The organism is Pandoraea sp. SD6-2, from assembly GCF_000389825.1.
Taxonomy (GTDB): domain Bacteria; phylum Pseudomonadota; class Gammaproteobacteria; order Burkholderiales; family Burkholderiaceae; genus Pandoraea; species Pandoraea communis.
The window spans coordinates 77,125-86,989 of the sequence record NZ_KB944457.1; the positions used below are offsets into that span (position 1 = coordinate 77,125).

Sequence of the window (9,865 nt, forward strand, 5' to 3'; positions counted from 1 at the left end):
ACGCAACAACGTTTCAAGCGAAGTCCAACAAAACACATCACAAGAGGAGAAGTCGTGAGACATTCGAAACTGTTTGCCGGGCTAGTGTTGGCCGGTCTCGCCGCCGGTGCCGTACCGGCGTTCGCGCAGTCGAACGTGACGCTGTACGGGATCGTCGACGATGCACTGACTTACAGCAGCAACCAGAACGGCAAGTCGAACACCTACCTGCGTAACGGCAACCTCGCGGGCAGCCGTTGGGGCCTGCGCGGCACCGAGGATCTCGGCGGCGGCACCAAAGCGCTGTTCCAGTTGGAGAACGGTTTCGACGTCAATAGCGGCGCATTCAGTTCGTCGGGCGTGATGTTCAACCGTCAGGCATTCGTCGGCCTGAAGAACGACCAGCTCGGCACGGTCACCATCGGGCGCCAGTACTCGCCTTACTACCTGATGGTCGGCACCATCGGCCCCACCTCGTACGTGACGGGCGCAACCGGCGCCCACCCGGGCGATATCGACGGTCTCGACACGACCATCCGCATCAACAACTCGGTGACGTATACCTCGCCGCTGCTGTGGGGCGTGACGGCCAGCCTGCAATACGGCGTCGGCGGTCAGGCCGGAGCCTTCAGCAAGGGCAACACCTATTCCGGTGCGCTGCGTTACGACGGCGGCCCGCTCTCGCTGGCAGCCGGTTATCTGCGCATCAACAACGTCGGCGGCACCGGCGCGAGCTGGAACGGGGCATCGACGGGCACACCGGGCGCGTCGGCCGTCAATCAGGGTTACCTTTCGGCCGATGTGCTGCAACACATCGCCGTGGCCGGTATTTACACGATCGGCAGCGTGACACTGGGCGCGAGCTACAGCAACGTGCAGTACAAGCCGGGCGCCGCGTCGCTGTTCCACGACACCGCGGTCTTCAACACGGCGGGCGTGCATGCGTCGTGGATCGTCGCTCCGCAATGGCGTCTGGCGGCGGCGTATAGCTACACGGCAGCGTCGAAGGCCAACGGCATCACCGATTCCGCCACCTACCACCAGGTCTCGCTCGCGCAGGTGTATTCGCTCTCGAAGCGCACGTCGCTGTACGCGCTCGAAGCGTGGCAGCACGCCAACGGCAAGTCGCTCGGGGCGAATGCCACGAGCATCATCAACGCAGGTCCGGTGGTCGGCGATTCGCAGAACAGCACGCCGTCGACGACGAGTTCGCAGTTCGTCGGCATGTTGGGGATTCGCGTCGATTTCTGACGCCTGCCCGCCTGTAGCAAAGCTGTCCGGACCGGTGCATGACCGATGCCGCTCCGGACCGTCATGAGTGGTCGCGAGAAGTCGCACGAGGTTGTGCGTTGGGCCGCCGATGCCCGGTAGTTATTGGGGTGTGGCATTGGCGGTCGATTCTTATCGGTTGTCGTATGTATGCGACGGTCGATAAGGTAAACTGAAGGCGTCTTTTGTCACCCACCATTCCCACGACGCCATGTCCATGACCAGCCCCTTGCCCGCACGTCCTCGCCGCAAGTCTCGCAGCCTCACGGAAGAGGTCGTGAGCGCCTTGTCCGAGCAGATTCGCAGCGGCACGTTCCGCCCGGGCGACAAGCTGCCGACCGAGTCGGCCATCATGGAAAGCCTCGGGGTGAGCCGCACCGTGGTCCGCGAGGCGATCTCTCGGCTGCAAGCCGCACAACTGGTGGAAACGCGTCACGGCATCGGCACGTTCGTGCTTGAGGCCCCGCGCGAGAATTCTCTACAGGTCGACACCAACAGCATTCTGACAATGCTCGACGTGATGGCGATTCTCGAATTACGTATTTCGCTGGAGACGGAAGCGGCGGGTCTGGCGGCGAATCGCCGCACCGATACGCAACTCAAGCTGATGCGTCAGGCGCTGGACGACTTCGAGATGCACGTTCGTCAACGCACCGGCAATGCCGTGACGGCCGACGTCGCCTTCCATCTGCAAGTGGCGAGCGCGACCGGCAACCGCTATTTCCACGACATTCTCGAGCAACTCGGCAACACGATCATTCCGCGTACGCGTGTGAATTCCGCCGCACTGGCCGACGACGATCAGGTATCGTATCTCAATCGCGTGAATCGCGAACACGAAGACATCTACAACGCCATTGCACGACGCGATCCGGAAGCGGCCCGCGCTGCGATGCGCACTCACCTCACCAACAGCCGCGAGCGCCTGCGCCGCGCGCAGGAATCGGCCAGCCCGCAGGGGTAAGACGCCAAACACGGCTGCGTGTACATCAGTCGTTCGCATGAGTGTCGCGGCCCCACGCCGCGAAGTAGTATGAGCCCCAGTCCGTGCGCCAATCGGCGGCCGGGATGCCGCCGCCGGACACAAGGTACGCAACATGACACGGGGACACTCACATCACCATGAAACGTTTCGCCGCACGTGCACAACTCTGCGCAGGGTGGCTTTGCGCCCTCCTTCTGGCAATGCCTTTCTCCGGCATCCCGAAGGCCGTTGCCGCGACTGGCGAGGCCCCTGCTGAGGCCCCCCCGCCTGCGGCGGCCAACGATCCCGTGCCGGAAATCGTGTCCATCGTGGTGCCGGGCGCGGGCACCTTCGGCGGCGATATCGCCATGCACACCGAGCTTTACAAACCGTCAGGCACTGGGCCATTCCCGGTGCTCATCTTCGAGCACGGACGCGCCTCCGATGCCCTGGTGCGGGCGAAGCTGAATCAACCGATTCCCAAGGGGCACGTGCGTTACTGGCTCGCCAAGGGCTTCGCCATCGTCGCGCCGGTTCGTGTTGGCTACGGCCAGACGGGAGGGCCGGATCGCGAGAACTCCGGCGCCTCGTTCGACACGCACGGCAGGTGCACACGCCGCCCCGACTTCGAGAAACTCGGCAAGGTTACGGCGCAAGCCAATCTCGCTGCGGTGCGTTGGGTTCGCGCACAGCCGTGGGCCGACAAGGCGCGCATCGTGCTCGAAGGCCGCTCGGTCGGTGGCTTCACCACCGTGGCGACGGCCGCAACCAACCCGCCCGGCGTGATCGGCTACATCAACTTCTCGGGCGGCGCGGGCGGCATGCCCGAGCGCGCACCGGGACACAGTTGCGATCCGGAGCAGATGCAGACCGTCTACGGGGAATTTGGCAAGACGACGAATATCCCCGGCCTCTGGCTCTACGCACGCAACGATCAGTACTGGGGTTCCGATGCCCCACGGCAATGGTTCGATGCGTTTGCCGCAGCGGGCAGTCCCGCGCAGTTCATTCACACGGAAGACTTACCCGGCCACGACGGCCATCTGCTGCTCTCCTATGGCGGAAAGATGTGGTCGAGGCCCGTCGACGCGTTCGTCAAGCAACTCGGTTTCTGAGCCAACGGCGTTCAATCGCGCGTGACGGGCTCGCCGACATCGATGCGTAGCCGTCCGGATCGGCGAAGACGAAGCATCGCAGTCCGAAGTCTGCATCGCGAATGCCTTTGACAATGAGGACATCGTGCGCTTCCAGATGGGCGCATAGCGCGGTGGCATCGGCCATCGTCCGTCCCCGCCCTCATTGAAGGAGGGGATTGGCCGTCGCGATGGCAAGTCGTGAAGTCCTTTCAGACGGTTGCCAGAACCAGACGCGCAGGTGTTGCACCGATATGCAGCCCGTCGACGCGGTTCTCAAGATAACGCTGGTTCAACTCGTCCGGGGCCCACGTGTCGCTGCGGCTAAAACCAAGTGTGATCAACGTCTCGGCCAGCGCCGCCGGGTCGAAGAAGCTCTTCCACGGCTCGCCCCGCGCGGCGAATTGCGCCGTCAACTGCTCCATCGCGATGCGCATCCCCGGGGGCAAGCTCGATAACGGCATCACATATTCGAACAGCACTACGCTACCTTTGGCGCAGCCGGCGATGAAGCGCAAGGTTTCAATGACGGCGGCCTCATCGAGATACATCGTCACGCCGAGCCAACTGAAAATGGCGGGCGCATCCGCATCGAAACCGGCACGCGCCAACCCCTCAGCGAGACCGACGCTTTCAAAATCGACCGGCACGAAATGCAGCGACGGCGGTACTGCAATGCCGGTATCGCGCAAGCGCGCCTGCTTCCACTGTTGCGTCGCCGGCAGGTCGACCTCGAAGAGGCGGCCCGGTGCATCGGGATGCCGGTACGCGCTGGTATCAAGTCCCGCGCCGAGGACCACGTACTGGCGAATGCCCCGTTCAACCGCCTCGGCCCACACATCGTCGGCAAGCCGGCTGCGTACAACCACCGTGCTACGCATTCCCACCGACGTCGGATGGCGGAACCTGTCGATATCCTCACGCAACGCCTGTGCTTCGGCCGCGCCGAGGATGGTCAATGCGACAGGGTCTTCAAGCACCAGCGGCCGATCGAGCAGTTGATGCGCGGCCCGCTGCGTTGCCACCATCAACGCGCTCGGCTTGGGTCCGGCGTTGGCCGGTGTCATGTCGTGGCCGACGATATAGGCCTTGTGCAGATAGGCCAGCAGCGAGTCGTCGAGGCCAATGCCCAGTTGCAGGTCCGGTTCGCGCATCAAGGCGTCGCGCACGCGTGCCTTCAGGACGGCGTCGTCTCCGCAGAAGCTCTCGCGAAACAACTGCTGCCAGCGCTCGACGATTGCCTGCATCGGTGTGGCGCCGGCGTCGACGCCGGCGTCCCTATGTGCCTTCAGTTCGGCCACCAGCGCCGGCCATGCTCGACTTTTCAAGGTGGCGAACTGGCGACGCCGCACCTCGTCTGCCTGCGCCGGGCTGAGGTACTTGGCGAGCAGCGCACAACGCGCGTGCGTAAACGCTTCGTCGATCCATGCCAACATCTCCGCCGTAATACCGACGATTTGCTGGGCGCGGGGCTCACCGAGCTGCATCATCGTCAGCTTGGTGGCGAGCGCCGGGTCGTTGCGCGTCATTCGAATCACGCACCGAATCCAGCGCCACGCCAGTGCCTGGGCCGCGTCACTTTCGGCCGGCAGCGCCTGCTGCACGGCACAGCGAACCTCGTCGATGAGTTCGCCCCACGCCGGATCCGTAGGCGGGACCGTATCCGGCCCGGATGCCAACAGCGCATCGAGTTCGTCGTCGTCAAGGTGCTTTTGGTACATGTTCACGAGCTCCAGAGTGTTTAGCCAGTCGGTCGCCGTGGCCTCGCCGCCGGCGGCAATCATGTCGACGATGTATTGCAAGCGGCGACCAAGGCGCTGCGACGGTGACAGCAACCCGATTGCGTCATAGTGATGCAGGGCTCGAACGCTCAGTCCCACCTTCTTTGCCAGTTCGCCGATTTTTAGTCGCCTTGCCTTATCAGTCGTCGGTGTCAACGATAAAAGCGGACGTAGCGTCAGGTGCAAGCAAAACCAGCGCGTTCGTGAGCGCGTCGGGAGGCACATCATTGATGGAAATCCAGCCATTGCGGCATGCTACTGTCATGCCGCCGCGATCAAATGATGACATGAAGGAAGCTCGCCCTATGTGCGTTCCGGCATCTCGCCTCTGGATTACGTATAATTTCTCGACGCGACTAAAAAGCGACACGAATAATGGAAAATAACGCCCCCCGTTTCTTGGCCGGCAAGGCCGTTGCAATCTTGCTTGCGTTGACGTGTGGCGCGTGTTCGATCAACGACCGTCTGGCATCCGCGCCCGATCAATACGGCTCGCAATCCTCCTTTCCCGGCACCGAATGGCAGCGCACGGCGCCTGCAACGCAGGGGTTCTCGCAAGAAGGCATCGATAAGGCTATGGCGTATGCCAAACAGGAAGGTTCGACGTCCGGCATGATCGTCCACCAGGGGATGGTCGTGGCCGAATGGGGAGATGTATCGGCAAGATCGAATCTCTATTCGGCGCGCAAGAGCCTCATGAGCGCACTCATTGGCATCGCAGTCGCGCGTGGGCAGATCCATCTTGACGCCACGCTCGCCCAGTTAGGCATTGACGACAACGCCCCTTCACTGTCACCGACGGAAAAACAAGCCACGGTCCGGATGATGCTGGAAGCACGCTCGGGGATCTATCATCCGACCGTTTATGAGACGGCCGCGATGCAAGCCGCAAAACCGCCGCGCTACAGCCACTCGCCGGGCGAGTTCTGGTACTACAACAACTGGGACTTCAACACCGTCGGCGCAATCTACCGGCAGGCCACAGGCAACGATATTTTTACGGCGCTGAAGCAAGAGATTGCCGACCCTATCGGCATGCAGGATTACCGGCCATCGGACGGGCACTACGTATCGGGCGAACCAGCCACACGCTTCCCCGCGTACCCGCTGAATATGAGCACACGCGATCTCGCCCGCTTTGCTTTGCTATACCTGCACAACGGACGCTGGCGCGACAGACAAATCGTTCCAGCGGCGTGGGTGGCCGAATCCACTCGCCCCGACTCGAATACCCCCACGGGCGGCTACGGATATATGTGGTGGACTAGTACGCCTGCGTATGAACCTCGGGGCCCTAACGCAGCATTGAAACGCGCCGCCTATTGGGCCGATGGTCATTTGGGTCAATATGCAGTCGTCGTACCGTCGCTTGATCTAGTAGTGGTAAGCCGGGTTGATTCGCGGCTGACCTCGAAGCACGTTGGGCAGTTAAAGATGGAGAGATTGGTCTGGCTGATCGAAGCGGCAGGAAATGCTGCCGGCATTGGCCCCGAGCCTGGAAAGACACCCGCGGCATAGCGGGCCGGTGTCGGTTCACAGCGGACGATCCGATTTCTACAGCCCCGCCATTCGTTCGTCGTGTCGTGCAATAGGCTACCGCGCCGGCCAGCGCAAGCCGAAACGGAAAATGGCAATTCCTACGCCAATCTGAGCGCCCACAACACATCGAGTACGTGTTGCGTGGAGCGCTCGACGTACCCGGCACGATGGGCAACGCCGAGGCGGCGCCACAACGCAGGACGCAGCGCACGCATGGCAATGCGCGGGTCGGGCAAAGGCGTCGTCGCCTCATGTGGCAACAGCGCAGCCCCGTAACCTGCCGCGACCAGACTCTTGATCGCATCGTTGTAGTTGAGCTGAATGCGCGGCACAGGATGGTGACCGCCAGCAGCAAACCACTCCGCCGTCAGACGCGAGAGAGACGTGGTGGCGTCATTAAGAATAAGAGGTTGAGCCGCGAGCCACTGAGGTGTGATGCGCGCCGGACACTGCCAATGCGCAGGCACGAAGGCCATGACGGGATCGCGGCGCCAAGGCTTGACCACGAGCCCGGCCGCCGGGGACTGAGGCAGAGCAACCAGCCCGACATCCAGCGTGCCGTCGGCCAGCCGGGCTAGCGTTTCATGTGAAGTGAGCACGGCAATCTGAATGTCGATCGCGGGATGGCGTTGGCGCAACACCTCGAGCGCTTGCGGCAACAGATGCGCGATCGCGCCGGTCGATGCGCCGAGCCGCACGCGTCCGGCGAGTCCTTGCACCTGGCGATGAACATCGTCCAACGCCTGCTCCGCGTCGGCCAGCAGTCGACGCGCGCGCCCTATCAACATCTCGCCTATCGCCGACGGTCGAACATGCCCACGCTTGCGCGACAGGAGCGGCGCCCCAATGCGGTCTTCCAGTTCGGCAATGTGGAGGCTGACCGTGGGTGGCGCCAGATGCAGCGCACGCGCAGCGTCGACGAATGAGCCACGGTCGGCAATCGCGACCAAGGTACGCAAGCGGTCCAGGCTGATCTCTCGCATGTCGGCGTCCAGATTCAGAAAATCTGAATGTTAGCGTTATGAAATGCAACTTTCACTATTCTAGCGGTACGCGGAAGATAGGGGCTCTTTCTACGTGTTATGACCCCAGTCACCGGAGTATTTCGCGCATGAACTCTCCCGTTGTTTTCATTGACGGCGACCAAGGCACCACCGGGTTGCTAATCCATGAACGGCTTCGCGGTCGAAGCGACCTGAAGCTGTTTACGCTTCCCGCAGCGGACCGCAAGGATCCGAAGCGTCGCGCGGAAGCCATTAACGCCTGCGACATCGCCATCCTCTGCCTGCCCGACGACGCCGCGCGCCAGGCAATCGCTACCATCGCCAATCCCGCCGTCAGGGTCATAGACGCAAGTTCGGCCCACCGCACGCAACCGGGCTGGACATACGGTTTCCCCGAGATGGCGCCGGAGCAGCCGGAACGCATCGCGAACGCACGTCGGGTCACCAATCCCGGTTGCTACCCGACCGGTGCGATCGGCCTGCTGGGTCCGCTGCGAAAGGCCGGGCTCATACCGGACAACTACCCGGTCAGCATTCACGCGGTGTCAGGCTACTCCGGACGCGGGCGTGCCGGCGTGGAAGAACACGAGGGGCCGGGTGCAGTCAACGCATCGTCATACACGGTGTATGGCCTGCAACTCGCACATAAGCACGCCCCGGAGATTCAGCAGCACGCCGGGCTCGCGCAGCGCCCAATCTTCGTCCCCGCGTATGGGGCGTTCCGCCAGGGCATCGTGCTGACGGTGCCCCTGGACTTGCGGCTGCTGGCGCCAAACGTGGACGGCGGCATGCTGCACGCATGCCTGGCACGCCACTATGCCGAGTCGGCCCACGTACATGTCTTGCCGCTGCACGAATCGAGCGCCTTGAAGCACCTGGATCCGCAAGCACTGAACGGTACGAACGACATGCGTTTAAGCGTATTTTCCAACGTGGAGCACGGGCAGGTTCTGCTATGCGCAGTGTTCGACAATCTTGGCAAAGGCGCATCCGGGGCTGCGGTTCAGAACCTGAACCTGATGCTCACGCAGTAATACGGGCCGATGGCTTGCGCTGACGTTCGGCTGCCACGGATGCCAATGATCGTTGTCGATCTGGTCGTGGCCGTCGAATGTCGCATTCCGGCTGCGCTTTCTCTCGGCCTCTGAACGAATTTAGCTGGACGCGCCCAACAGCGCATCAACAGTCGTCACGGTGCAGTATTCAGCGTCAAGGTTGGCTAGCGACATCGCGTGAACATCCTCGGCGCTTCGTGCCGTTCCGTTCCAGTCGGTCCGGCCGAACGTGAAGCCACCGTCAGCAACGAGCCACGTCTGAAAACCCAAGTTACCGGCCATGCGAACCGTTGCCTCGATTGAATTATTCGTGATGACACCGGCCACGACCAGCGTGTCGTGGCTCCCAACGCGAAGCCGATCTTCCAGATCAGTTCCGATGAATGCACTGTTCGTCCGTTTCGGGATGACCGGCTCACCGGCCATGGGGGCGGCCTCCGACTTGAATTCATGCCCCGGCTGCCCCGGCCGGTAGTGAGAATCCGGGTGCGTAGAATCGTGCCGAACGTGCCATACCGGCCAGCCTTGGCTGCGCCAGTGGACAAGCAGTCGACTGACTTGCCGCTCGGCGTCGGGGTTATTTCGCTCTCCCCAACTCGGATGATCAATCGCCTTTTGCAAATCGATCAGCAGGAGTACGGTACCGGCAGGCGGAAGTGAGGAGCCCATGTTTGCGGATAAACGGATTGTTCGAATCGATCCGGCGGGGACTGCGTCAGACCGGCGGATATGGCCGATACAGACTTTACAACATGGCGATTGCACGACGCCACGCAGCGGACATCACAATCGTCATGAAGCATCAACCCGATCGTTTCTGACGTGAGGGACGGAAGCAGAAAAAGAAAAAGCCCTGACAAGTCAGGGCTTTTGAATTTTGGAGGCGGGAGTCGGAATCGAACCGGCGTACACGGCTTTGCAGGCCGCTGCATGACCACTCTGCCATCCCGCCATCAGGTATGCCGCATTGTAACCGCTCGCTGTTGCCATCGAGGGCGCCCGTCGGATCGATCGCCGTGGGCTTTCGGCAAATAAAAAGGGAAGCCAGGCTTCCCTCTGGATTTGGAGCGGGAGACGAGTCTCGAACTCGCGACCTCAACCTTGGCAAGGTTGCGCTCTACCAACTGAGCTACTCCCGCAT

10 protein-coding genes and 2 tRNA genes are annotated in these 9,865 nt (G+C 62.2%); 5 read left to right on the plus strand and 7 right to left on the minus strand.

The genetic code is table 11. The features are described 5' to 3' along the window. Positions 1–54 precede the first annotated feature (54 nt). From C266_RS23545 to C266_RS23555, 3 genes are all read left to right on the plus strand, one after another. Positions 55–1,230, plus strand: a complete 1,176-nt coding sequence (locus C266_RS23545) for a porin (protein WP_010808209.1) — start codon at positions 55–57, stop codon at positions 1,228–1,230. A gap of 235 nt (positions 1,231–1,465) precedes the next feature. After that, positions 1,466–2,212, plus strand: coding sequence for a FadR/GntR family transcriptional regulator (locus C266_RS23550; RefSeq protein WP_010808208.1), 747 nt, complete (start codon positions 1,466–1,468; stop codon positions 2,210–2,212). A 158-nt stretch (positions 2,213–2,370) separates the two neighbouring features. Then, positions 2,371–3,327, plus strand: coding sequence for a S9 family peptidase (locus C266_RS23555; protein ID WP_010808207.1), 957 nt, complete (start codon positions 2,371–2,373; stop codon positions 3,325–3,327). On the opposite strand, the gene C266_RS23560 is transcribed toward C266_RS23555, so the two are convergent. The 3 genes from C266_RS23560 to C266_RS28180 form a co-directional block, all read right to left on the minus strand. Continuing rightward, positions 3,308–3,493, minus strand: coding sequence for a VOC family protein (locus tag C266_RS23560; protein WP_036664292.1), 186 nt, complete (start codon positions 3,491–3,493; stop codon positions 3,308–3,310). The genes C266_RS23555 and C266_RS23560 overlap by 20 nt on opposite strands. A 64-nt stretch (positions 3,494–3,557) precedes the next feature. Next, the gene (locus tag C266_RS23565; protein WP_036664389.1) at positions 3,558–5,282 is read right to left on the minus strand and encodes an SAM-dependent methyltransferase; all 1,725 of its coding nucleotides are present in this window, start codon (positions 5,280–5,282) and stop codon (positions 3,558–3,560) included. Further along, positions 5,266–5,415, minus strand: a complete 150-nt coding sequence (locus C266_RS28180) for a hypothetical protein (protein WP_246831223.1) — start codon at positions 5,413–5,415, stop codon at positions 5,266–5,268. The genes C266_RS23565 and C266_RS28180 overlap by 17 nt, the downstream gene beginning before the upstream one ends. 86 nt (positions 5,416–5,501) lie before the next feature. Between C266_RS28180 and C266_RS23570 the strand changes: the two genes are divergently transcribed. Further along, complete coding sequence (locus C266_RS23570) at positions 5,502–6,644, plus strand: serine hydrolase (RefSeq protein WP_010808205.1); 1,143 nt, start codon at positions 5,502–5,504, stop codon at positions 6,642–6,644. Between the two features lie 119 nt (positions 6,645–6,763). On the opposite strand, the gene C266_RS23575 is transcribed toward C266_RS23570, so the two are convergent. Further along, positions 6,764–7,648 carry a LysR family transcriptional regulator gene (locus tag C266_RS23575; protein WP_010808204.1) on the minus strand — a complete coding sequence of 295 codons (885 nt, stop codon included), beginning with the start codon at positions 7,646–7,648 and terminating at the stop codon, positions 6,764–6,766. Positions 7,649–7,776: 128 nt separating this feature from the next. Between C266_RS23575 and argC the strand changes: the two genes are divergently transcribed. After that, positions 7,777–8,703, plus strand: a complete 927-nt coding sequence (gene argC, locus C266_RS23580) for an N-acetyl-gamma-glutamyl-phosphate reductase (protein WP_010808203.1) — start codon at positions 7,777–7,779, stop codon at positions 8,701–8,703. Between the two features lie 120 nt (positions 8,704–8,823). Here argC and C266_RS23585 read toward each other — a convergent pair whose 3' ends face one another. The 3 genes from C266_RS23585 to C266_RS23595 all read right to left on the minus strand — a co-directional run bounded on the left by C266_RS23585 (position 8,824) and on the right by C266_RS23595 (position 9,863). After that, the gene (locus tag C266_RS23585; RefSeq protein ID WP_036664294.1) at positions 8,824–9,393 is read right to left on the minus strand and encodes a cysteine hydrolase family protein; all 570 of its coding nucleotides are present in this window, start codon (positions 9,391–9,393) and stop codon (positions 8,824–8,826) included. A 209-nt stretch (positions 9,394–9,602) separates the two neighbouring features. Then, a tRNA-Cys gene (locus tag C266_RS23590) sits at positions 9,603–9,676 on the minus strand. Positions 9,677–9,787: 111 nt separating this feature from the next. Next, a tRNA-Gly gene (locus tag C266_RS23595) sits at positions 9,788–9,863 on the minus strand. Positions 9,864–9,865: the final 2 nt, after the last annotated feature.